Below are 21,047 nucleotides of genomic sequence, written 5' to 3' on the forward strand. Positions count from 1 at the left end.
GACGGACTTGTCCTGCCCGTGGGCGAACAGCGGTCACGATCCGAAGGCGTGCGGCGAGCAAGCGGGCAGGATCCATCCCTGCCCTCGAGGACCCCGGAAGTACGCTTCCCCCCGGCTTCATCGCTCGACCACAGCCCGCCGTCATCGAGGAACGTGGATCCGACGCCCTCCCCGTCGACGGGATGGGGACTATTGTACGCAGGGCCCCCGCTGTGCGCAGGAGACGGGGTTTGGCAACAGGTGATGTGGTTGATCGTGTGGGATATTCACCCACCGAACCCGACTATAGATTCCCGGATTGTCAGCACAGCGTCACGGCGCCGGCGCCGCCCCCTCCACCGCCGTTCCGGCGGTCCCCCTCCCCATCTGCGATGGGGAGGTGAGGACGGGTTTCACCTCCCCACCCCGTGGGGAGGTGGCCGGGCCGCGATCAGCGGGCCGGACGGAGGGGGCGGCGCGGGCGTCGGCCAGTTGTTCGCTCATCACTTCAGGGCCGCGTCGCCCCCTCCACCACGCTTCGCGCGGTCCCCCTCCCCACGGCGTGGGGAGGTGAGAGTGGGCTGGAGCTGACCTGCTCCCCATTCGCCTGTAAGTGACCTGCGCTCCGGAGCGCCCGAAAGCAGACTTGGCGGAAGACGGCATCCGACCCCAAGCGGAAGTCTGGCTACGGCTTGCCGCCCTTGCCGGCTCGTCGCTTGTAATACCAATCCAGCGCGATGATTATTGCCAAGCAGCCCATCAGGATGAGTGTCCGTTCTCGCGCCAGCCACGGACCAACGAGTGGCAGTCTGTCCAGCAAACCCATCCAGCCCGCCGCTATCAGACCAAGAACAAGAAGATAGAGGAACGACGTGGTGTTGCGCGCCCAAAGGGGAGGACGCTCAGCCAAGTGCCTCGCGAGATCACCGCCTGTCAGCGGTGCTCCGAACAGCCAGTCCAAGAAGGCGTTGCGTTTGGTCGGGGCTTCCATGGGCAATCCTCCCTTGCGCCGCTCTGGCGGTCAACGACGTTCAACGACCGCGAGCCGTCCAGATGCCCGGCATGTCGGGTCTCGGGCCATCGGGAGTGGACCGCTTTCGACCCGTTGCGGACCTTGCCTGCCTACGCCATCCTGAGGAATGAATTCCCGCCGGACCGCCGAGGACGCCTTTCAGGAGTTGGCTCAAACCTGCGAGGTCGCAGGTCCCGCGTCTGATTCTGACATTACGGGCGCAGAATCGAGGCTGGGCGTGGTGTTCCCCGAAGAATATCGCCAATTCCTGAGATTATGTGGGGCGGCGCTAGTTCCCGGGGCTCAAATATACGGGCTCGTTGAGCCGTCCCGCAACGACCCCCCGCTTTGGATAGATGTTCGGACTGTCACCGAGCTGCTCAGGGGGTGGTGTCAAGCTGGGACGGAAGAGCCGGGCTATTTGCCAATTTCCGATGACGGCATGGGGGTCTATTTCTATTTGGACACCACGGCTGCTCCCAACGTCGAGATTTGGGGTATTGGCCCAGGCGTTCGAACTCGCATCTCAGGTGGACTTTATGAGTTCGCCCTCAAGCTGACCAAGGGTCAACTCATCCTCTGACGATCCCCGGGGCCGGGGCTCGATGTCCGCTAACCACCCATTGCGGACATCCGCGCATCGCTCGACACTGCCATGATGCCGAGCAGTACTGACCATCTTGCGGGCCTTGGGCTGTCGCGCCCTGAGTCACCCGAGTCTTTGCCGCGCCTTGCTGAAGCATTGGAAGCGTCGTGGGGGCCCGACACGGCCTACCGAGGCGCGACACGGCAGGAAAGCCGAGCCTTCGGCCAGTGCTATCCGACGTCACGGGTCGTGCAGTGGTTCTATCCCGAGTTCGAAATCGCCAGCGGCGAGGTGTGGACCGGTCAGTCCACGGAATGGCACTTCTGGAACGTGCGAGGTGGCGGTGCGGATGACTCCATCGATCTGACATGGGCGCAGTTCCCGGAGGGGTCGACCATCCGGAGCTACGTCGTCCTTGGCCGTCATGACACCAGCGACAGCCCTCCCACGCTTACGCGTTGTGAGATTCTTCTGCGCCGCGTGTTGGCACACCTTTCCCGCTGAGGTCCGCTTTCCACCCTCAGGCGACCTTCCGCTCCCCACCCTCAGGCGACGGTCCGGCGTCCTGAATCCGCCCGCCTGGCGGCGGTCATGTCCGCCTCACGCTCTCGCCCGGTCCAGCTTCCAGTCCATATTCTCCAGGTCCAGCAGCCGGCCATCCTCATCGACGCCGCGGTAGTGGAGGCTGAAGCCGCCGTCCGGAGTCCGGGTGACGATCGCGACCTGGGCCGGCCCGTCGATGTAGCGCACCGCCACGACCGTCTCCTCTTCGCGCATCCGGACTTCGCCCTGGTTGAAAAAGGTGAAGACCATCCGGTCCGCCGCGATCGTCTCCAGCGTCCGTCCATCCGCATTCCAGTCGCCATGGAAGACCGGCGGAATGGTCCGCGAATCCGGGTTGACGATGTTCTCGCCGAAGGGGCCGGACGGATCATCCCTCGCAGGGGCCGGATCGGCGGCCTGTTCCGGTCCCTCAGCCGCCACCCTGGCGCGCAGTTCGCGGACTTCCTTCCGGGCCTGCGCCTTGATCCGCTGCTCCCGGGTCGGCATCCGGAGAAATCGCCAGAAGGCGACCGAAAAGACCAGGCACAGGCCCAGAAACACCAGAAATTCCGTCATCTCCGCCCCCCTTTGCGGCCATGTCCATCCCGGCTGCACATCGATCGGCGCCCGGGCCAGGGAGCGTACCCCCGGCCGGGTTTCCATGATCCAAACATCCCCGTCCCTCCGTCAGGGCGAGCCGGCGGTCCTGAAGGCGTCGGTGAAGCCGTCGCGGCGAGGACGGCGACAAGGCCCTTCTGCATTCGGGCAAGTTCTGCTTCCCACCCGCCTGTTTCAGGGCAGGCGGAGGAAGATTTCCCGGGCCGCGCCCGGCCGAAGGATCTGCAGACTCCCGGCGACAAACTGGAATCTCAGGTCATCCGTCCCTTCCATCGAGAAAAGAGCATCAGGCGTCATGGGGAGCAAACGCGCGCCTTGCGGCCAGCGCGGTCGTTCGGGCCGGTAGAGTTTCAAAACGCCCGCGTCGTATCGAATCTCGATCGTTCCGTACCGGCCAGCGAACGCCTCAAGCGTCGGTTCATCAATGAGAGGCGGTTCGAGACGGGCGCGGAGGCCGGCCGCTCTCCATTCGTACCCGATCCTGGCGGGAGAATCGTCCGGGAGGTCGTCGGACAACGCTTTCAGCGCCTCCAGTTCCGCGCTCTCCAGGGCCAGGGCGGAATCGGTCACAAGGTCAGGAAGGACCCCCGTCCCTTCCCAGTTTGTCCCGGTCAGGGGGTGGACGGGGCGGTTGTAGGACATGCTGAGAATGAGATCGGGGGCGACAGGATAGTGACGTACGTTGTTCGCGGCGCCGTAGGTCCGGGCCCCGACGATGACGGCCGCACCCCGCACCTTGGCGTCGTAGGCGACGGCCTCGGCCGCCGAACCGGTGTCTCCATCCACCAGCACAAAGACGGGCCCGCGGTTCGGAACCCCTTCTTCGCCGATGCGAAGCAGCTTTCTCGTGAAGTCGTCAGCCGCGTCGCTCTGGCCGCCTCCGTTGCCCCGGAGGTCGAGAATGACGGCGTCTCCGTCAGCGAGAAACTCCGCCGCCCTGTCATAGGCGCCGGCCGTCGATCCATCGGCGACCCAGTCGAAGTTCGTCAATTTCAGATAGCGGATGTTGCCGGGACGGACGTTCATTTCGACGAGGCCGTGGTTGCGCTGGATCGCCCGGCTCCGTTGCAGCGCCGCCAGAGCCTGGTCGTTGTCAGCCGAGGTCGTCATCGCGGCATAGCGGGACGCGTCACGCCTCAGATAAAGGTGCCCGTCACGAGCGACCCTCTGAAAGTCTTCGGTCACCCGGGCGGCGAACTGATCAGGATCGTCCACGTCGTAACGGCCCGCCGCCTCCGACTCGCGAAGGGCCGCACCCAGAAGTCCGCGCAGGTCTTCGAAGACGTAGTTCGCCGAGATCAGGTCCTGGATCGTCCGCAAGGCCGCGCTGCGATCGACCTTCGCCGCCCCGGCGGACGACGTCTGGGCGTGCACCCCTGTCGCGAGAGCGCCCGACGCCAGGCCGGGCAGAAGAGCAGCGACGGTAGCCGTCGCGACGGCCACTGCTCTGGACCGAACCGGTGGGTGAGATAGGAGTCTCATCGCGACCTCTCCAGAATAGTCCGCTTCGGACTATCACAGAAGGATGATCATGCAAGCCACGAATGGTGAGGAGACGATCCCGGCCCTGAGCGAACTTGAGGGCGCGATCCTGTCCGAGCTTCGGCATCGCGGCCGACAGACGGCCTTCAAGGTGCGTAGATCGTTCGCGACCTCACCGTCGCTGGAATGGCGCGGAAGCGCGGGCTCGGTCTACGCAGCAATCCGTCGCCTTGAGCTGGCGCGCCTGATCGAGGGGGAGGAGCAGGCGGACAGGCGCGGGACGCGGCTGCTGCGCATCACAGAACAGGGAAGCGCCGCCATGGCGGCCTGGGCGTGCGACGTCACACGCGCGATCAGTGTCGGCGTTGATCCGTTTCGGCTGCGTTCCGGCATATGGGACGCCATTGACCCTGCTATCAGGCCGGGACTGTACGAACAGCTGCAGGCGGCGTTGATCCGCGACATCGAGGCGCTCAAGGGCCACCGACGCTATGGCGACGTCATCGAGACCGCCAGCGTGGACCTCGCGATCCGGCTTCAGCAGTCTCGTCTCGACTGGTTGCGGTCATTGTCCGCCCGCGGATTGTCAGAGCGTTAGTCCAGCCGGCCCTTGATGGTTCGCGCCCAACCCCTCATCCCGCGTTGGTGTCCGGGGACTGTTTCTCGCGCAGGGTGACGAGCTCCTCGGCCATGGTCGGGTGGACGGCGCAGGTGGCGTCCCACTGGGCCTTGGTCAGGCCGGCCTTCACGGCGATGGCGGCGAGCTGGATCATCTCGGGGGCCTCGGGGCCGACGATGTGGACCCCGACGACCTTCTGGCTGGTGGCGTCGACGACCAGTTTCATCAGCATGCGCTCGTCGGAGCCGGTGAAGGCGTACTTCATCGGCCGGAAACGGGTGATGTAGACGTCGACCTCGCCGGGGCAGGAGTGACGCGCCTCGCTTTCGGACAGGCCGACCACGCCGACCGGCGGCTGGCTGAACACGGCGGTGGCGACGGCTTCGTAGTCGAAATGGATCGGGTTGTTGCGGTAGACCGTCTCGTGGAAGGCCACCGCCTCGCGGATGGCGACCGGCGTCAGGTTCATCCGGTCGGTGACGTCGCCGATGGCCCAGATGTTGTCGGCGGAGGTTTTCGAGAAGGCGTCCACGCAGACCGCGCCGTTGTCGTCGATCTTCACGCCGGCCGTCTCGAGCCCGAGATCCTTGACGTGCGGAACGCGGCCGGTGGCGAACATGACCACGTCGGTCTCCAGCGCCATGCCGTTGCCGAGGTGGTTGACGATGCCGGTCTCCGTCTTCTCCAGCGAGGTGTGCTGGCAGCCGAGAATGACCTTTATGCCCCGCTTCTCGATCTCGCCGGCGAGGTGGGCGCGCACGTCGTCGTCGAAGCCGCGCAGGATGTTGGGGCCGCGATAGATCAGGGTTGTCTCGACGCCGAGGCCGGCGAAGATGCCGGCGAACTCGACCGCGATATAGCCGCCGCCGGCGATCAGGATGCGCTTCGGCAGCTCGGGCAGCTGGAAGGCTTCTTCCGAGGTGATGGCGTGCTCGATGCCGGGCAGGCCCTCGGGCCGCCACGGGCGGCCGCCGGTGGCGATGAGGATTTTCTCCGCCGTGATGGTCTGGCCCTTGCTCCCGTCGCTTCTGGTGATCTCGACGGTGTGGGCGTCGGTGAGCACCGCCCGGCCGTGCACCAGGTCGACCCCGGCCTTGCCGAGGTTGGCGGCGTAGATGCCCGACAGGCGGGCAATCTCGACGTCCTTGGTCTCGAGGAAGGTCGGCCAGTCGAACTTCGTCCCCTCGAACGACCAGCCGTAGCCTTCGGCGATCTCGAGGGCGTGGCTGACCTCGGAGGCCATGACCATGAATTTCTTGGGCACGCAGCCGCGGATGACGCAGGTGCCGCCGACCCGGTGCTCCTCGGCGATGGCGACGCGCTTGCCGCCCAGGGCGGTCAGGCGGGCCGCGCGGACACCGCCGGAGCCGGCGCCGATGACGAAGAGGTCGTAGTCGTATTGGGTCATCTAATACCGCTCATCCCGGCGAAAGCCGGGACCCAGTTCTGTCCAGCGTGCGCCGGCGCGTCCGGACCATCGTCCGCGCCGAACAGAAACATCCGTCGCCCAAAGGTCTGGGTCCCGGCTTTCGCCGGGATGAGCGGAGATCAGGGATGTAGAACGTCCACGCCGGAATCCAAGCCGATGATCGCCTCGTCCGCCAGATCGAGGAACAGGCCGTGCTCGACCACGCCGGTGATCAGCTTGAGGTCGTCGGCGAGGCGGGCGGGGTCGTGGATGGCGCCGCATTTCGCGTCATAGATCAGGTTGCCGCCGTCAGTGCGGACCAGGCCGCGCTCGGCCGTGCGGACCCGGGCCGGCATGGCGATGTCGTGGTCGGTGAGCACGTCGGCGATGCGGTTGGCGGTGGTCTTGTGGCCGAAGGCGACGACCTCGATCGGCAGGGCGAAGGCCCCGAGCGTCTTCACCACCTTGGCGGCGTCGGCGATGACGAGGCAGCGGGCCGAGGCCTCCCAGACCAGCTTCTCGCGCAGCAGGGCCGCGCCGCCGCCCTTGATCAGGGCCAGGCCGGGCCCGACCTCGTCGGCGCCGTCGACGGTCAGGTCGATGCGGGGGGAATCCTCGAGGGTGGAGAGCGGCAGGCCGAGCTCGCGGGCCAGTTCGGCGGTGGCCTCCGAGGTCGGGACGCAGCGCAGGTTCGGCAGCTCGCGGGCGGCGAGCGCCTTGACGAACCAGGCGGCGGTCGAGCCGGTGCCGAGCCCGACGGTCATGCCGGCCTCGACGCGGAGGGCGGCGGCCTCGCCGGCGCGGCGTTTCTGATCTTCGGCGGTCATGCTCTTCCTGTGTCGCTCGGCCGGTGGACGTCTTGCGGCGCCTCGCCGGATGGGTAAGGCTCGCCGTTCAAAGCGCAAGGGGGCATTCAATGAGGATCCTCGTTCCAATGGTCGCCGCGATGGCGCTGGGCGGCTGCGCGACGGCGTACACGGAACCCCCGGCTTCCGCGTCCTCGGCGTCGATGACATTCGCCCGCCACAGCTCCGTCCCGCGATGGGGCCACACCCAGATTCTGCAGATCGTCAGCGACGAACACTGCACCTCGCGCAATCGTGTGAAGGATTTCGTGCCCATGGGTTCGCAGGACCCCCACAGTTTCCGCGTCGAGGCGGGGGCCCGGCGCTATTTTCATCTGGAGACCATCCACACCCAGGGCGGGGCCTACGGTTTCCAGGACACGTCCTGCGCCAATACCGTCAGCTTTGTGCCCGAGGCAGGCCGCGCCTACACCCTGGCGCACGTCCGGGGCGCCCAAGCCTGTACGGTCGAACTCACGGACACGGGGACGGGGGCGGCGCCGTCGACGCTCGTGGAGCATCCGTACGATCGTAATTGCGTCCAGGTCTGGTGAGGGTCAGGCCTTCGCCGCCTTCTTCGCCCGCATCACCTCCATGAACTTCGCCGCCCAGCCCGGCTTCGCGGTCTGCGGGGCGCGGGCGAGAGACAGATCGCCCGGCGCGACGTCGCTCGTGATCACCGAGCCCGACCCGACCATGGCCCCCGCGCCGATGGTCACCGGGGCGACCAGCGAGGTGTTGGAGCCGACGAAGGCGCCCTCGCCCACCGTGGTGCGGTGTTTGAAGAAGCCGTCGTAGTTGCAGAAGATCGTCCCGGCGCCGATGTTGGCCTTCGCCCCCACCTCGCCGTCGCCGAGATAGGCCAGGTGGTTGGCCTTGGCGCCCCTGTGCATGCGGACGTTCTTGACCTCGACGAAATTGCCGACCTTGACGTTCTCGCCGAGGTCCGCGCCGGGGCGCAGGCGGGCGTAGGGGCCGACCTCGGCGCCGGCGGCGACGGTCGCGCCCTCGATGTGGCTGAAGGCGCGGATGCGGGCGCCGGAGGCGATCCGGGCGCCGGGGCCGAAGACAACGTACGGCTCGATCGTGGTCCCGCCGCCGACCTCGGTGTCCCAGGCGAAATGGACGGTGTCGGGCGCGATGAGCGTGACGCCCGCTTCCATGAAGGCCCGGGCGGCGTCCTCCTGGAATACCGTCTCGGCGATGGCGAGTTCGCTCTGCGAGTTGACGCCCATGACCGCGTCTTCGCCGGCCATGACGACGCGGGTCGGGGCGCCGCGCCTGCGGGCCAGCTCGACCACGTCGGTCAGATAGAATTCGCCCTTGGCGTTGTCGTTGCGCACCTCGCGCAGAAGGTCGAACAGCAGGCCCACTGGGGCGGCCATGACGCCTGAATTACAGGCGGTTATCGCCAAGACTTCGGGTGACGCCTCCTTCGCCTCGGTGATGGCCGCGAGCGCGTCGCCGTCCATGACCAGCCGGCCGTAGGCGCCGGGGTCGGCGGCCTCGAAGCCGATGACGGTGACGCCGTCGTGGGCGGCGAAGACCGGCTCGATATCGGCCGCGCGCAGCAGGGGCACGTCGCCATAGGTGATGACCACCTGGCCGACGAAGTCGCCCAGCACGGCCTCGGCGGCGCGGACGGCGTGGCCGGTGCCGAGCGGCGGGTCCTGGACGGCGATGGCGTCCTCGCCCAGGCGGCGGACGACGTGGTCCCGGACTTCGGGCGAATGAGCCCCGACCACCACCACGATCCGCTCGCAGCCCAGAGCCTCGGCGGCGTCGATGGCGTGGTCCAGCATGGCCCGGCCGCCGACCGGGTGCAGCACCTTGGGCAGCGGCGACTTCATCCGCGTGCCTTGGCCGGCGGCGAGAATGATGGCGGCGCGAGGATGCGGAGTGCTGGTCATGAATCGGTCCGGCGGTTAGTCACCCTGCGAGGTCTAGCCCATCGGGGCGACGGGCGGGAGACGCAGGTGACGGCCAATACGAACGGGGCGGATCTGGACGGCTGGACCATCGCCTTCGACCTGGACGGGACGCTGGTCGAGACGGCGCCGGACCTGATCGGCACGCTGAACCGGATGCTGGGCGCGCGCGACATTCCCCGGATGCCCGTCGAGGCGGCGCAGCATCTGGTCGGTCACGGAGCGCTGGCCCTGCTGCGGCATGGCTTCCAGGAAGCGGGCGCGGCGTGGGACGAGGCGAAGGCCCCTGCCCTGCTGGAGGAATTCCTCGCCGACTATCTGGCCAACATCGCCGTCCACAGCCGACCGTACGAGGGGGTGGTCGAGACGCTGGACCGGCTGGCGGCGCGCGGGGCGATCCTGTGCGTGGCCACCAACAAGCGCACCGACCTGTCCGTGGCCCTGATCGAGGCGCTCGGGCTGGACCGCCACTTCGCCGTCATTTGCGGCCCGGACGCGGTCTCGGCGCGCAAGCCCGACGGCGCCCACATCCGCGAGGCCGTGCGGAAGGCCGGCGGCGATCCCGCCCGCGCCATCATGGTCGGCGACGGGGCGCCGGACGTGCAGGCGGCGAAGCACGCCGGCGTGCCCTGTGTCGTCGTCACCTTCGGCTACACCCCCATCCCGGTCGAGGCGCTGGGCGGCGACGTGCTGATCGACCATTTCGGCGATCTGGAAGAGGCCGTCGACGGTCTGCTGGCCGACTTCTACGTGGCGCGGGCGTTGTCGAAGGCCTGACGGGCCGCCTCGATACGCTCGAGATGCGCCTCGGCCCAGGTCCACACGCCGCAGAAGGCTTCGCTGAGGCTGTGACCCATGTCGGTCAGCCGGTACTCGACCCTGGGCGGGATCACCGGGTGGATGGTGCGGATGACGAGGCCGTCGCGCTCCATCTGGCGCAGGGTCTGGGTCAGCATCTTCTGGCTGATGCCGCCGGCCAGCTGGCCGATGCGGGTGAAGCGCAGTTCGCCGTGTTCGGTCAGCACCTCAAGCACGATCATGGTCCATTTGTCGGCCACCCGGCCGATGACCTCGTTGACCAGCGCCTCGACGCGGGGGTCGAGGGGGGCCTGATCAGGATGGGGAGGGGCGTGAACGCCTGTCTCAGCCATTTCTCTCTTCTCGGTAACTACAGCACGTTTCGGTGCCTACTTTCTGATCGTAAGTGTCAGGTATAGATGATCGGCCGTCGGAAATCCAATCGACGGAGAAAACCCATGGACGCCCGAAACGACACCATCCTGATCACCGGCGGCGGCTCCGGCATCGGCCGGGCCTTCGCCGAGGCCCTGCATGCGCGCGGCGCCAAGGTGATCATCGCCGGCCGACGCCGCGACGCGCTGGAGGCGGTCGCCGCCGCCAACCCCGGCATGGCCTTCGAGACGCTGGACGTCGGGGACCCGGCCGCGATCAGGGCGTTCGCGGCGCGGGTCGTCGAGGCCCACCCGGACCTGAACGTCGTGCTCAACAACGCCGGGATCATGGTCCCCGAGGACCTGACCGCCGAGCCGGTCGACCTGGCGATCGCCGAACAGACCATCGCCATCAATCTGCTGGGCCCGATCCGGCTGACGGCGGCGCTGCTGCCGCATCTGAAGCGCAAGGCGGCCGCCACCGTGGTGACGGTGTCATCCGGTCTGGCCTTCGTGCCGCTGACGGCGACGCCGGCCTATTCGGCGACCAAGGCGGCGATCCATTCGTGGAGCCAGTCGCTGCGGGCCCAGCTCGCCGGCACGTCGGTCGAGGTCATCGAATGGGCCCCGCCCGCGGTGGCGACGGACCTGATGCCCGGCCACGCGGAGAACCCCAACTCCATGCCGCTGGCCGACTTCATCTCCGAAAGCCTCGCCCTGTTCGAGGCGGGCGGCGGGAACGAGGTGCTGGTCGAGCGGGTGAAATTCCTGCGCGGCGCCGAGGCGCGAGGCGAGTACGGCAAGGTATTCGACGCGCTGAACGGGACGCACTGATCCGCGAAAAAACTGTCGGCGGCGCGGTTGCGGTTTGTGGAATGAGCCAGCACATACCGCAGCCGACCGCCGAGAGCCCTCCCCCATGTTCCGACGCTTCTTCGCGATCCCGCTGTGGCAGCGCACCGCCGCCGGTTTCGCGCTCGGCATCGTCGCCGGACTGATCCTGCGCGAGCAGGCCGAGGTCTGGCTGCAGCCGATCGGCGACGTCTATCTGAACCTGATCCGGATGGTGGTGGCGCCGCTGGTGCTGTTCACCATCGCCTCGTCGATCGCCAAACTGGGCGAGGGCGTGGGCGCGGTCCGGCTGGGCGTGCGGACCCTGGTCTGGTTCGCCGTCACCTCCCTGCTGGCGGTGCTGGTCGGCTTCGCCTTCGGCCATCTGATCAATCCGGGTCTCGGGCTGGAGAACCTGCCCCTGGGGGTGGTGCGCGAGCGCGAGATCCCGACGCCGCTGGACGTGCTGATCGGCATCGTCCCGACCAATCCCTTCGCCGCGCTGAGCGAGGGCAAGGTGCTGCAGATCATCTTCTTCTCGGCCCTGGTCGGCGGCGCGCTGGTGGCGTTGGGCGACCGGGCGCAGACGGCCCGCCGGTTTGTCGACGAGGGCGCGGCCATCGTCTTCCGCATCACCCGCTGGATCATCCAGCTGACCCCGTTCGGGGTGTTCGGCCTGATCGGCTCGGTCGTGGGCGCCTACGGCTGGGAGGCGCTGCTGCCGCTGGGCAAGTTCATCCTCGCCATCTACGCCGCCTGCCTGTTCCACATCCTCATCGTCTACTCCGGTCTTCTGAAGCTGCACGGGCTGAAGGTGCGCAGCTTCTTCCGCGGGGCCTTCGCGGCCCAGCAGACGGCCTTCGCCACCTCGTCGTCGCTGGGGACGCTGCCGATCACCCTGCGCCAGACGGTCGAGCGGCTGGGCGTGCCCCAGGCCTACGCCGCCTTCGCCGTGCCGCTGGGCGCCAACGTCAAGATGGACGGCTGCGGGGCCATCTATCCGGCCATCGCGGCCATCTTCATCGCCCAGTATTTCGGCATCGACCTGACCCTGACCCAGTATGTGCTGATCGGGCTGACGGCGGTGCTGGGCTCGCTGGGGACGGCCGGGGTGCCCGGCACCTCGATCGTCATGCTGACCCTGACGTTGTCGACCGCCGGCCTGCCGCTGGAGGGCATCGGCTACATCATCGCCATCGACCGGATCATCGACATGATGCGCACCGCCACCAACGTCACCGGCCAGATGCTGGTCCCGGTGCTGGTGGCGAAGGAGGAAGGCATCCTCGACGAAGGCATCTATGACGGCCATGTCGCCTGGCTGCCCGGGGACCCGGACGCGGAGACGCCGGAGGCCGTGCGGGCGGCGGGCATCTGACGGCTTGCGGGTCGCATCTTGCCAGCGTGGGGCGACCGGGCTATGTCCCCGCCTCCCCGGTTGATGGGGCCCGATTGATGGATGCGTAGCTCAGCGGGAGAGCACCTCGTTCACACCGAGGGGGTCACAGGTTCAATCCCTGTCGCATCCACCATTTTTCGCAATAAAAACATCCGCTTATAGAACTCCCAACTTCCGTCTACGGATCATTTTCTCGATAGAGACGGGTTAGTGGGGCAGTAGTGGGGCAAACGCCGCGCAAAATTGTCCCCGGCATAACGACGAAACGCCCTGAAAAACGTTGAACGATGACCGGCGGGAGCCTGATTCGCCCCCTTGCCGCAGCCCCTCCCCCGCGGCATTCCTCGCGGCCACTCTTTCGAAGGAGACGTCATGGCGTCGATCCCGGGCCACCCCAACGACGCGGGAACATGGACGCGCCTGGAAGGAGTTGAGGGCTTCGCTCTTTGGCGCCGGGAGCCGCGGACGTTCGCGCCCGTTATGATGTACTACGTCGTCGCGCCGCCCCGGCAGACGGAAATCATGTACGACGAAGCCAAGGCCCGCGCCCGCTTCAATGAACTCGCCGGCATACTCCCCGGGGAGGCGGTGTTCGCGCCGCCGAATACCGAAGAATCCGCTACGTAGCCTGGCTGTGACGAGAGGTGGGTGGGTGGGCACGCTCCACCCGCGCGGCGCCGGTTCCGGCGAGGCTTTGGCGGACGGTCGGCTCAGCTCCCGACTATTTCTGCCCCGGCTGGCGCACCTCATACTGGATCGTCTGGCCGACGATCAGGCCATTTCGGATGAGGTAGCTGTCTGCGCCCCAGCAGGTGCGTGCGCCGTTGGCCGCAACCGCGCTCCAGCTCAGGATCGCCAGTTCGTCGGCGACCCGGACCACGTCGTAGCTGAACCGGGCCTCGGGAAGCATTCGCTCCAGCAGCGCGGCCGTCTGCCGGATGCCGCTCCAGCCGCTATACACGCCGTCCTTGGTCAGAATGGTGACGCCGGGAGCATAATTTGCGGCGAGGTCCCCTTCGATATCCCCGTCCAGCCGGCGAGCCAGGTGATCGTCAAGCACCGCCCGGGGGGACCGCGCGGCTTGACCGGTCACTGAATTGGCGATCTGATTTTCCTGCGACATGGCTGGGTTCCATCTAGTCGATGCGTCCTCGAACCTTTTCGACAGCGAGCCGGTTCCAGCGGCCAGGACCTCGATGACTGCGTTGCCGGAATTGGTCGCCTGCGGGCGCGTGATGGGCCGAGCGCCAGGATCACTTCACCCTATCGCTTCCGGCGCAAGCTCCAGACCAGGCCGGAAAGTGCAGTGATCAGGATCGCAAAGGCGCTGATGTGTTCCGGCGTGATGGTCATGACGCTCTCCTCGCGGCCAACTAGACGAGGATTATATTCCTAGCCTGCGTCAAAATTGGTCGTAGCGATGCATCCTGAGCAGGGCCGGGGTTCTGCATCGCTGGCCGATTTCGCGACCCTTGCCGGGAGCGGGACCCTTGACGCTGGAACGAGCTGCAGGCGCTGCGTTCGGCATCGAGGTCACCCGGTGAGCTCGGCGCGGTCGGCGCCCTGCGCGGCCCGCAACTTCATCGCGGTTCCCCGGATCCAAAGGCGGTCGCATTCGATCGCGGTCCAGCCCTGGGGCAGCACCACGGGCCGGGACGCCCATGTCTGGGGGTCCTCGCGGGAGACCCTCAAGCCTGGCATGCCCATGAGAAGCCCGGTCAGAAACCCGGCCATGTTGGCGAAGAACGGTCCCGAGGCGACGCCGTCCGGCACCTTGTCCAGCCGGTACTCCAGAGTCTGCTGGAATCGGCCGTACTGGTATCGGCCATAGCCTTCGTCGAGAAGTTTCAGGGCCAGCGACCGGTCGCCCGCCCAGCATGACCAGACGCCATAGAGGGCCGGCAGCATCGGCGCTCCGACGTAGTCGGGCCACAGGTCCAGATAGAAACGCAGGGTCCTGAGCGCCGTCTCCGGCTCGACCTCCGCCCAGTAAGGGAAGAGTCCCATCAGCGGCGACGGCGTCGCGCCCTTCTCCTCGTCGCTCCTGTAGCCGTCGTGAGACGCGATGACGCCGTCGCTGCGCATGGGCGGCGCGAGCCCGCCGGCGACCTCGATCCATTTGCCGCGAGGCGGCAATCCGACGGTTTCGGCCGCCTGGATGGCCCGGTTCAGTACCACCCGGGCGGCCATCAGGGTCAGCGCGTCATTGTCGTCCGTCCCGGCGCGTTCCGCCGGGCCGCCCCCTTCGCGCAACGTGAAACCGCCGCGGGCGCGGTCGATCCGGTCCACGAACCAGTCCGCCACGCCGGAAAGGACGGGCCAGGCTTCCTCCCTGAGGAACTGCTCATCGCCTGTCACATCCGCAAAAAAGGCGAACGCCCGCGCGACGTGCAGGCTGACATGGTCCTCGCGGCTGGCGGCGGCGGCGCCGCCCGGCGTCGTCTCCTCCCCGTGGCCCGGCCCCGCCTCCCAGGGGAACTGCAATCCTTGCCGGCCCCGCATCTTGGCGTTGTTGCGAGCCGCATCCAGACCGCGGGTCCGGAACTCCAGCAGGGTATGCGCGGCCTCCGGCTGCAGCAGCGTCAGGACCGGGATCGCGAAGGCGTCCACGTCCCACATCACATGGCCGTAGTAGTAGTGGTAGTCCCACCAGCCGGCGAGACCGTAGATCGACGTCGAGGACGGCGAGGCCGAGTGGACCGAGGTCGTCAGGTAGAAAAAGGCGGCGTCGGCCATCGCCTGCCACCGCTCCTCGGCTCCGACCAGTTGGAGGCGGCCGCGCCACAGGTCGCGCCAGACAGCGCGGTTTCGGCGACGGAGTTCGTCGAAGCCCAGATCGCCGGCCGCGGCGACCAGGCGCACGGCCTGCCGCTGAGGCTGCCGGTGCAGGACGTCGGGGACCAGGCTGGCCAGTTGGGTGAACCGGTAGCGGCGTCCCGCGCGCGCCTTGAAGGCGTAGGTCTTGGCGATGGGCCCGTCGGGATCGGACGCGCTCTGCTCGGTTTCGGCGTCGTCGGGCCCGGTCGTCAACAGGGCGATGCCGCATCGGCCGAGACCGCCGGCCGACTCCCACAGCAAGGCGCCGTCGCAGACGGGCGCGCACTCACCTGGGGTGTCGATCCGGCTTTCCAAAGGCCGGCCCCGCGTACCGTCGAAGCCGGTGTCCAGCCGAACCTCGACCGCGCACGCCGCCGCCACGGTCAGCGAAATCTCCTGGCAAAGGATCGTCGGATGGGTCCGGCTGGCGAAGGTGACCACCTCGACATCGGCGCGCACCCCTCCGATCGTCACGGCCAGCCGGCTGGTGAGCTCCGCCGTTTCGAAATCATAGGCCTGGCCCACCGCCTCGATCGTGCCGGTCCGGTCGCTGGCCCACTGGCCGCCGAGCGCGAGGTCGCCGGACAGCGGATAGGGCGCGGCGGCCGCGGCTTCGACCCGGTACTCGTGATGCAGGCCGATGAAACCGCTGACCATGCACATGCCCGCATCGAGCGGGTTCTCGCGCACCCGCAGGCCGACCAGACCGTTCGAGACGTAGGCCGGGAGATCCGCGCCGCGCGCGCCGCGTTCGACCGGCGGGCTGATCGGAACATGCCGGGCGTCCATCTCAGGCTGACCGCCCGGGGCGGCGTCGGGCGCCACCACGCCCGCGCCGTTCGCCGCGGCGGCGGTTCAGCGATGGCCCGCCGGTCATGTCGTGGTTCACTGATCGCCTCCTCCACGCCGCCGGTGCGGCGACCCGCAAACCAATGGCCCGGCGGGCGGAGAGTTCCCGCGCCGGCCCTCCCGCCCGGCGCGAGCGGGCAAGTGTCAGGCCTGGCCATGGGCGATGGTGGTCATCAGCGCATTCTCGGCCTGCCGGGAATCCAGCCGGCTGTGCTGCACCACGACGGGCCGATCGGACCGGATCACCGACGCATACTCCGTGTCGCGCCGCACTGGCTCGGGATCGGTCAGATCGTTGAAACGGATATGCCTCGTCCTCCGGGCTTGCACCGTCTCGCGGTACGGACCGACGGGGTCGCGGTCGGTGAAGTAGAGCGTGATCTCGAGATGGGCGTCCTCATCGCCGGCATTGAGGATGCAGGCCGTCTCGTGGCTGGTCATCGCCGGCTCGGGCCCATGGCTCCGGCCGGGAATGAAGCCCTCGGCGATGACCCAGAGATGATGGCCGATCTGGCCCATGGTCGTCTCCTCACATGGCGGGGAAGGCTGGGGTCGTCGGCCGCCGCCTTCCGACGCCCCCGTAAACCGGATCCTGATCGGCGAGGTTGCATCGATCGCCGCAGCACCGGCCGGGTCCGGCCGACGATCGCCGGGCGCCCGACCGGGCGAACGGTTCGAACCGGGGGGCGTTCACTCTTTCCCGCGCGCCCGCGCAAGCTCCTCACGGATCGACCCCAGGGAATGGCCCCTCAAACGTCTCGCCGCCGCCAAGGCTACCTGCCCCTCGAGAGCTACGCCGCCCTCGGCGACGGCCGGTCCATCGCCCTGTCGGGCGCCGACGGCTCCATCGACTGGTGGTGCGTCCCGAGGCTGGATGGCGAGCGGGTTCTGGACCGGCTGCTGGACGCCGCGGACGGCGGGCGTTTCGAGGTGCGTCCGGTCGGCCCGTTCAGCGTCGACCGCGGGTACCTGCCCGACAGCAACGTCCTGGCGACCGAGGTCACGACGCCCGGCGGGCGCGCCCGCCTGGTCGAGGGCATGGCGATGGAGCCCGGCGGCGCACGCGGGCCATCGCAGATCCTCAGACGGGTCGTGGGCCTGGAGGGGACAGTGCGCTTCCGCGTCGCCTTCCGGCCGGGCCGGTCGTCCTCCGTCTCATGCGAGCTCCGGGCGAGCCCGGAGATCCCGCTGAGGCGCCGCCGGGACGATCTGCTGGAGGGCCGATTCCTGCTCGCCGACGGTCAGGAACAGGCCTTCAGCCTGGCCGTGGCGTCCGAGGCCCCCGCGGGACCGCCGCCGGGCCGGCGGCTGGATCAGGCCGACGCCGCGTGGCGGGGCTGGGCGCGGGGCCTGACGATCGAAGGACCCCATGCGGCGCTGGTCCGGCGCCACGCCCTGGCGCTGAAGCTGCTGTGCGCGCCCGGCGGGGCGATTCCGGCCGCCGGGACCACCTCCCTGCCGGAGATCATGGGCGGAGAGCGCAATTGGGACTTCCGCTACGTCTGGGTCCGGGACGCGGCCTATACGATCGAGGCTCTGGTCCAGGTCGGCGCGGTGGAGGACTCCGCCCGCGCCTTCGCCTGGCTGATCGAGCGCATCGCCGAACACGGCCCGAGGGTCGTCTTCGACCTGGATGGCGCGGTGGCCCCGACGGACGAGGAACTAGACGTCCCCGGCTACCGGAACTCGCGGCCGGCCCATGTCGGCAACCTCGCCACCGGGCAGCGGCAGCACGGGGTGTTCGGCGACATGCTGCAGGCGGCGGTGCGGCTGGTCGACGCGGGACGCCCGCTGGACGCCGGGGCGGCCCGGGTGCTCGGCGCCCTCGCCGACGAATGCGCCCGGTGCTGGGACCGGCCCGACGCCGGCCTCTGGGAGCTGTCCGAGATGCGTCGCTACGCCAACTCCAGACTCAGCTGTTGGCAGGCCCTGGCCTGCGCCGTCGACCTGGCCGACCGGGGGATTCTGGCGGAGCCCGGCCGCGCCGCCTGGACCGTGGAACGCGACCGCATCGCGGCGTGGATCGAGCAACGCTGCTGGAGCGAGGCCCGGCAGGCCTATGTCGCCTGGCCGGGCTCGGAGGCCATCGACGCCAGCCTGGCGCTCGTCGTGCGGCTGGGCTTTGGCGCGAGGCCTCGCCAGGAGGCGACGATCCGGGCCATCGACGAGGCGCTGCGCAGCGGACTGTTCCACCATCGCCTGTCGGGCGTGCAGGACAGCGAGGGCTGCTTCCTGGCCTGCAGCTTCTGGATCATCGAGGCCAAGGCGCGGCTGGGAAGACGGGAGGAGGCCGCCGCCGACTTCGAGGCCCTGGTGGTCGCCCTTGGCGGCGTCGGTGTGCTGCCCGAGATGGCCGAGGCAGGGACCGGCCGCTGGCTGGGCAACATGCCCCAGGGCCTGACCCACCTGGCGCTGATCCAGGCGGCCGCCGCCCTGACCCAAGGCTAGGCCCCGACCAGGGCCGGCAGCACCTCCCGGCCAAACAGCTCGATGAACCGGGCCTGATTGCGTCCGACGTTGTGCAGATAGATCTCGTCGAAGCCGAGCCCATGGCGTTCGCGGATCCGCGCCACATGCCACGCCGGATCGGCCGAGATGGCCACATGGCGATCCATGTCCTCGGGACGGACGTGTTCGGCGGCCGCGTCGTACTGGTCGGGGGTGGACAGGGCGGCGGCGATGGCGGGCTTGATGGCGTTGCTCCGCCACTGGTCATGCGCCGCCTCGCGCGCTTCGTCATCGGTGTTCGCCCACGACAGGTGCATCTGCAGGACGAGAGGCTTGTCCTGTCCGCCGCCGCGGCGGAAGGCCTCGACGATCTCGCCCAGCTCGTCGACGCCGGCGGCCGAGGTGACCAGGCCGTCCGCCCAGCCGCCCATCCATTCGGCGGTATCGGGCGTCAGCGCCGCGCCGAAGATGCGCGGCGGTCGGTCCGGCCGGGTGAACAGGGTGGCCCCTTCCACGGGCGGCGGTCCCGCGCGGGTCACGGTCTCCCCCCGCCACAGGGCCCGGATGATCTCCACCCCGGCCTCGAGGCGGGCGTTTCGCTCCGCCTTGGCCGGCCACCCCGCGCCGATCAGGCGCTCGTTCAGGGCCTCGCCGCTGCCCGCCGCGATCCAGCGCAAACGCCCGGGAAACATCTCGGCGAGGGTCGCCGCGGCCTGAGCGACGACGGCCGGATGATACCGCCACCCGCCGGGTATGCACAGCGCGCCGAAATCGATCCCGGTGGCCTGCAAGGCGGCTCCCAGCCAGGACCAGCCGAAACCCGACTGCCCCTGACGGCGACTCCAGGGATGGAAATGGTCCGCCGACATGGCCGAGGCGAAACCCGCACCGGCCGCCTGGCGGACGAGCGCCAGGAGTTCCGATGGGGCGAATTGCTCATGGGAGGCGTGGTAGCCCAGCCTGAGGGTGTTCATCGCCGGCGCGGGAAGGTCAGGGGCTGTACGGGTCGTGTCTATCGACCCCCCAGTTCGCGCTGCACGGCCTCGACCCCGTTTCCGACGCGGCGGACGGCGTCTCGCAGAGCCTTTTCAGTGACGCCGAACTTTTCGGCCCAGTCCCGGACTTCGTAGTCCTCGTCCAGACTGATCAGTTTCCGGTCCAGGCCGCCCGTGTTGGTCTTGTCGTCGGTCATCTTCTGTTTCCTCGGTCGAAACGGCGGGCCAGACCTATTGAACGGTCCTTCGTTGTTCGTGGCGTTAAGGCGGCCGGGACCATGTCGGTTCCGCCCGGTATGCGATCCGCCTGGGCGCTGAAAGGTCACGGGAGCACGCGGCCGGCGCGGGCGCGATGCTGCCGCCCGGCCGCCCGGGGCTCGCCGCGGAGCAACAGGCGAAGGCAGCGGCTCCAGCCCTCCGCCGGCTCTCGCTCGCGCCTTCGGACAACGGTGGCGAGACGACGCCGAGGATCCGTTCCTGTGACGGACATGCGGGCTCCGGCGGCTTCTACCTCCCGACGCGGCTCCGCTGTCGCTCACCAGGAACCGCAGACCGCCCGACGGGTTAGTCCACCGCGCCCCCAGGCGCGCCACTCACGGAGCAGAAACGTGCCCAACAACCCCAATCAGGAGCAGGAACAGCGCCAGGCCGGCGATCGTCAGCGCCAGGACGAGCAGCGGCAGCGGCAGGACGAACAGCGCCAGCGCCAGGACCAGCAGCGACAGAAGCAGCGGCAGTAGGCGCACGGAGGGAGCCCCAGGGCTCCCTCTTCGTTTCCGCAGCGATGCAGCCGCCCGACGCCCTGTTCAAACCCCAGGTCCGCCTCTGCTGCGATGTGAGCGACGCCATGTTCGCCTGCTTCCGGGAGCAATTCGAAAAGGCGGCCGAGTCGCCCGATCCCCTGGTGATTGAACTGACGACCCTGGGCGGAGACGCGGACATCGGCCGGCGCATCGCGGCCGACATCCGGCTGTTCCGTCGGCACACCGGGCGCAACCCGCTCTTTTTCGGCAAGACGACGATCTATTCGGCCGGCGCCACCATCATGGCGGCCTTCCGGCGGGAGGATCGCTGGTTGGACCGTCACGCTGTGCTGATGGTCCACTGCCGCAAGCTGTCCAAATCGATGGATTTTCACAGCTTCCTGAAACACGAACGCGACGTAGCCGAAGCGCTGCTGGCCGAGATCGAGGTGGGCATCCGGGTAGAGACCTGGGGCTTCGAGGAGCTGATCGCCGGCAGCGACGTCAGCCTGGAGGAGCTGGAGGAGAAGGCGCGGCAGAACTGGTACCTGACCGCCGAAGAGGCGATGCAGCGCCGTCTGATCGCCGGGGTGGTCTGATACGCGCCACGCAGACCTCGGGCTGCGACCCTCGGGCTGCGACCGCGAACCGCGATGCGTGGACGGGAACCGTCCGGCGCGGATTTGCCGGTGCTCAGACGCGAGGGTTTCCCGCCGAGGCGACGACTGTCATCTGCCCGTTGGCCGGTGTCGACGACAACGCCTCCGGCAGGG

At 68.5% G+C, this 21,047-nt stretch carries 23 protein-coding genes and 1 tRNA gene; 11 read left to right on the forward strand and 13 right to left on the reverse strand.

What is annotated here, in order from left to right; all coding sequences use genetic code 11:
* Positions 1 to 664 precede the first annotated feature (664 nt).
* A complete protein-coding gene (locus VEB62_RS02485; protein WP_324795064.1) occupies positions 665 to 970 on the reverse strand; it encodes a hypothetical protein in 306 nt (101 codons plus the stop codon).
* Positions 971 to 1,118: 148 nt separating this feature from the next.
* On the opposite strand from VEB62_RS02485, the gene VEB62_RS16685 reads away from it, so the two are divergent.
* Complete coding sequence (locus tag VEB62_RS16685; protein WP_414641974.1) at positions 1,119 to 1,574, forward strand: SMI1/KNR4 family protein; 456 nt, start codon at positions 1,119 to 1,121, stop codon at positions 1,572 to 1,574.
* A 75-nt stretch (positions 1,575 to 1,649) separates the two neighbouring features.
* A complete protein-coding gene (locus VEB62_RS16750) occupies positions 1,650 to 2,081 on the forward strand; it encodes a YunG family protein (RefSeq protein ID WP_422653083.1) in 432 nt (143 codons plus the stop codon).
* A gap of 96 nt (positions 2,082 to 2,177) precedes the next feature.
* Here the strand turns inward: VEB62_RS16750 and VEB62_RS02495 are convergent, their stop codons facing one another.
* Together VEB62_RS02495 and VEB62_RS02500 are read right to left on the reverse strand one after the other, a co-directional pair.
* Positions 2,178 to 2,696: a hypothetical protein gene (locus VEB62_RS02495; protein ID WP_324795068.1), complete on the reverse strand. Its 519-nt coding sequence runs from the start codon at positions 2,694 to 2,696 to the stop codon at positions 2,178 to 2,180.
* 216 nt (positions 2,697 to 2,912) lie between these two features.
* On the reverse strand, positions 2,913 to 4,181 hold the full coding sequence (locus VEB62_RS02500; protein ID WP_324795070.1) for a S41 family peptidase: 1,269 nt from the start codon (positions 4,179 to 4,181) through the stop codon (positions 2,913 to 2,915).
* An 82-nt stretch (positions 4,182 to 4,263) separates the two neighbouring features.
* Between VEB62_RS02500 and VEB62_RS02505 the strand changes: the two genes are divergently transcribed.
* Positions 4,264 to 4,818 carry a PadR family transcriptional regulator gene (locus tag VEB62_RS02505; RefSeq protein ID WP_324795072.1) on the forward strand — a complete coding sequence of 185 codons (555 nt, stop codon included), beginning with the start codon at positions 4,264 to 4,266 and terminating at the stop codon, positions 4,816 to 4,818.
* A gap of 34 nt (positions 4,819 to 4,852) precedes the next feature.
* Here the strand turns inward: VEB62_RS02505 and gor are convergent, their stop codons facing one another.
* Positions 4,853 to 6,247 (reverse strand): glutathione-disulfide reductase, encoded by a 1,395-nt coding sequence (gene gor, locus VEB62_RS02510; RefSeq protein WP_324795073.1) that lies wholly within the window; start codon positions 6,245 to 6,247, stop codon positions 4,853 to 4,855.
* 140 nt (positions 6,248 to 6,387) lie between these two features.
* Positions 6,388 to 7,074, reverse strand: a complete 687-nt coding sequence (gene rpiA / locus VEB62_RS02515; protein ID WP_324795075.1) for a ribose-5-phosphate isomerase RpiA — start codon at positions 7,072 to 7,074, stop codon at positions 6,388 to 6,390.
* An 89-nt stretch (positions 7,075 to 7,163) separates the two neighbouring features.
* On the opposite strand from rpiA, the gene VEB62_RS02520 reads away from it, so the two are divergent.
* The gene (locus VEB62_RS02520) at positions 7,164 to 7,646 is read left to right on the forward strand and encodes a hypothetical protein (RefSeq protein ID WP_324795076.1); all 483 of its coding nucleotides are present in this window, start codon (positions 7,164 to 7,166) and stop codon (positions 7,644 to 7,646) included.
* A 3-nt stretch (positions 7,647 to 7,649) separates the two neighbouring features.
* Here the strand turns inward: VEB62_RS02520 and glmU are convergent, their stop codons facing one another.
* Positions 7,650 to 9,002, reverse strand: a complete 1,353-nt coding sequence (gene glmU, locus VEB62_RS02525) for a bifunctional UDP-N-acetylglucosamine diphosphorylase/glucosamine-1-phosphate N-acetyltransferase GlmU (RefSeq protein WP_324795078.1) — start codon at positions 9,000 to 9,002, stop codon at positions 7,650 to 7,652.
* Between the two features lie 66 nt (positions 9,003 to 9,068).
* Between glmU and VEB62_RS02530 the strand changes: the two genes are divergently transcribed.
* The gene (locus tag VEB62_RS02530) at positions 9,069 to 9,797 is read left to right on the forward strand and encodes an HAD-IA family hydrolase (RefSeq protein WP_324795080.1); all 729 of its coding nucleotides are present in this window, start codon (positions 9,069 to 9,071) and stop codon (positions 9,795 to 9,797) included.
* On the opposite strand, the gene VEB62_RS02535 is transcribed toward VEB62_RS02530, so the two are convergent.
* Positions 9,767 to 10,171, reverse strand: a complete 405-nt coding sequence (locus tag VEB62_RS02535) for a winged helix-turn-helix transcriptional regulator (RefSeq protein ID WP_324795081.1) — start codon at positions 10,169 to 10,171, stop codon at positions 9,767 to 9,769. The genes VEB62_RS02530 and VEB62_RS02535 overlap by 31 nt on opposite strands.
* Positions 10,172 to 10,276: 105 nt before the next feature.
* Between VEB62_RS02535 and VEB62_RS02540 the strand changes: the two genes are divergently transcribed.
* The 4 genes from VEB62_RS02540 to VEB62_RS02555 all read left to right on the forward strand — a co-directional run bounded on the left by VEB62_RS02540 (position 10,277) and on the right by VEB62_RS02555 (position 13,049).
* A complete protein-coding gene (locus VEB62_RS02540) occupies positions 10,277 to 11,026 on the forward strand; it encodes an SDR family oxidoreductase (RefSeq protein WP_324795082.1) in 750 nt (249 codons plus the stop codon).
* 85 nt (positions 11,027 to 11,111) lie between these two features.
* Entirely contained in the window at positions 11,112 to 12,401 is a 1,290-nt protein-coding gene (locus VEB62_RS02545; protein ID WP_324795084.1) for a dicarboxylate/amino acid:cation symporter, read from the forward strand.
* 79 nt (positions 12,402 to 12,480) lie between these two features.
* Positions 12,481 to 12,555 (forward strand) — tRNA-Val (locus VEB62_RS02550).
* Positions 12,556 to 12,794: 239 nt separating this feature from the next.
* Positions 12,795 to 13,049: a hypothetical protein gene (locus tag VEB62_RS02555; protein ID WP_324795086.1), complete on the forward strand. Its 255-nt coding sequence runs from the start codon at positions 12,795 to 12,797 to the stop codon at positions 13,047 to 13,049.
* Positions 13,050 to 13,143: 94 nt separating this feature from the next.
* Here VEB62_RS02555 and VEB62_RS02560 read toward each other — a convergent pair whose 3' ends face one another.
* The 3 genes from VEB62_RS02560 to VEB62_RS02570 form a co-directional block, all read right to left on the reverse strand.
* Positions 13,144 to 13,545: a nuclear transport factor 2 family protein gene (locus VEB62_RS02560; RefSeq protein WP_324795088.1), complete on the reverse strand. Its 402-nt coding sequence runs from the start codon at positions 13,543 to 13,545 to the stop codon at positions 13,144 to 13,146.
* Between the two features lie 410 nt (positions 13,546 to 13,955).
* Complete coding sequence (locus VEB62_RS02565) at positions 13,956 to 16,067, reverse strand: glycoside hydrolase family 65 protein (protein ID WP_324795090.1); 2,112 nt, start codon at positions 16,065 to 16,067, stop codon at positions 13,956 to 13,958.
* Between the two features lie 165 nt (positions 16,068 to 16,232).
* Positions 16,233 to 16,607: a sensory rhodopsin transducer gene (locus VEB62_RS02570; protein ID WP_324795091.1), complete on the reverse strand. Its 375-nt coding sequence runs from the start codon at positions 16,605 to 16,607 to the stop codon at positions 16,233 to 16,235.
* Between the two features lie 222 nt (positions 16,608 to 16,829).
* Between VEB62_RS02570 and VEB62_RS02575 the strand changes: the two genes are divergently transcribed.
* Entirely contained in the window at positions 16,830 to 18,536 is a 1,707-nt protein-coding gene (locus VEB62_RS02575) for a glycoside hydrolase family 15 protein (RefSeq protein ID WP_324795093.1), read from the forward strand.
* On the opposite strand, the gene VEB62_RS02580 is transcribed toward VEB62_RS02575, so the two are convergent.
* From VEB62_RS02580 to VEB62_RS02590, 3 genes are all read right to left on the reverse strand, one after another.
* Positions 18,533 to 19,510, reverse strand: a complete 978-nt coding sequence (locus tag VEB62_RS02580) for a TIGR03885 family FMN-dependent LLM class oxidoreductase (RefSeq protein ID WP_324795095.1) — start codon at positions 19,508 to 19,510, stop codon at positions 18,533 to 18,535. The two genes, VEB62_RS02575 and VEB62_RS02580, sit on opposite strands and share 4 nt — an antisense overlap.
* A 38-nt stretch (positions 19,511 to 19,548) precedes the next feature.
* Positions 19,549 to 19,728: a DUF3606 domain-containing protein gene (locus VEB62_RS02585; RefSeq protein ID WP_324795096.1), complete on the reverse strand. Its 180-nt coding sequence runs from the start codon at positions 19,726 to 19,728 to the stop codon at positions 19,549 to 19,551.
* 396 nt (positions 19,729 to 20,124) lie between these two features.
* Entirely contained in the window at positions 20,125 to 20,277 is a 153-nt protein-coding gene (locus VEB62_RS02590; RefSeq protein WP_324795097.1) for a hypothetical protein, read from the reverse strand.
* A gap of 89 nt (positions 20,278 to 20,366) precedes the next feature.
* On the opposite strand from VEB62_RS02590, the gene VEB62_RS02595 reads away from it, so the two are divergent.
* Positions 20,367 to 20,873 carry a peptidase S14 gene (locus VEB62_RS02595; protein WP_324795098.1) on the forward strand — a complete coding sequence of 169 codons (507 nt, stop codon included), beginning with the start codon at positions 20,367 to 20,369 and terminating at the stop codon, positions 20,871 to 20,873.
* Positions 20,874 to 21,047 lie beyond the last annotated feature (174 nt).

Origin of the sequence: Brevundimonas sp. (assembly GCF_035626975.1) — a bacterium.
In the GTDB taxonomy this organism is placed as follows: Bacteria; Pseudomonadota; Alphaproteobacteria; order Caulobacterales; family Caulobacteraceae; genus Brevundimonas.

What these genes read in the sequence shown, in the direction of transcription:
- glmU (WP_324795078.1), bottom strand. Translation starts at nt 9,002, where the DNA reads ATGACCAGCACTCCGCATCCTCGCGCCGCCATCATTCTCGCCGCCGGC.
- VEB62_RS02540 (WP_324795082.1), top strand. Translation starts at nt 10,277, where the DNA reads ATGGACGCCCGAAACGACACCATCCTGATCACCGGCGGCGGCTCCGGC.
- VEB62_RS02505 (WP_324795072.1), top strand. Translation starts at nt 4,264, where the DNA reads ATGATCATGCAAGCCACGAATGGTGAGGAGACGATCCCGGCCCTGAGC.
- rpiA (WP_324795075.1), bottom strand. Translation starts at nt 7,074, where the DNA reads ATGACCGCCGAAGATCAGAAACGCCGCGCCGGCGAGGCCGCCGCCCTC.
- VEB62_RS02580 (WP_324795095.1), bottom strand. Translation starts at nt 19,510, where the DNA reads ATGAACACCCTCAGGCTGGGCTACCACGCCTCCCATGAGCAATTCGCC.
- VEB62_RS02520 (WP_324795076.1), top strand. Translation starts at nt 7,164, where the DNA reads ATGAGGATCCTCGTTCCAATGGTCGCCGCGATGGCGCTGGGCGGCTGC.
- VEB62_RS02485 (WP_324795064.1), bottom strand. Translation starts at nt 970, where the DNA reads ATGGAAGCCCCGACCAAACGCAACGCCTTCTTGGACTGGCTGTTCGGA.
- VEB62_RS02495 (WP_324795068.1), bottom strand. Translation starts at nt 2,696, where the DNA reads ATGACGGAATTTCTGGTGTTTCTGGGCCTGTGCCTGGTCTTTTCGGTC.
- VEB62_RS02545 (WP_324795084.1), top strand. Translation starts at nt 11,112, where the DNA reads ATGTTCCGACGCTTCTTCGCGATCCCGCTGTGGCAGCGCACCGCCGCC.
- VEB62_RS16685 (WP_414641974.1), top strand. Translation starts at nt 1,119, where the DNA reads ATGAATTCCCGCCGGACCGCCGAGGACGCCTTTCAGGAGTTGGCTCAA.
- VEB62_RS02560 (WP_324795088.1), bottom strand. Translation starts at nt 13,545, where the DNA reads ATGTCGCAGGAAAATCAGATCGCCAATTCAGTGACCGGTCAAGCCGCG.
- VEB62_RS02570 (WP_324795091.1), bottom strand. Translation starts at nt 16,607, where the DNA reads ATGGGCCAGATCGGCCATCATCTCTGGGTCATCGCCGAGGGCTTCATT.
- gor (WP_324795073.1), bottom strand. Translation starts at nt 6,247, where the DNA reads ATGACCCAATACGACTACGACCTCTTCGTCATCGGCGCCGGCTCCGGC.
- VEB62_RS02585 (WP_324795096.1), bottom strand. Translation starts at nt 19,728, where the DNA reads ATGACCGACGACAAGACCAACACGGGCGGCCTGGACCGGAAACTGATC.
- VEB62_RS02575 (WP_324795093.1), top strand. Translation starts at nt 16,830, where the DNA reads ATGGCCCCTCAAACGTCTCGCCGCCGCCAAGGCTACCTGCCCCTCGAG.
- VEB62_RS02555 (WP_324795086.1), top strand. Translation starts at nt 12,795, where the DNA reads ATGGCGTCGATCCCGGGCCACCCCAACGACGCGGGAACATGGACGCGC.
- VEB62_RS16750 (WP_422653083.1), top strand. Translation starts at nt 1,650, where the DNA reads ATGCCGAGCAGTACTGACCATCTTGCGGGCCTTGGGCTGTCGCGCCCT.
- VEB62_RS02535 (WP_324795081.1), bottom strand. Translation starts at nt 10,171, where the DNA reads ATGGCTGAGACAGGCGTTCACGCCCCTCCCCATCCTGATCAGGCCCCC.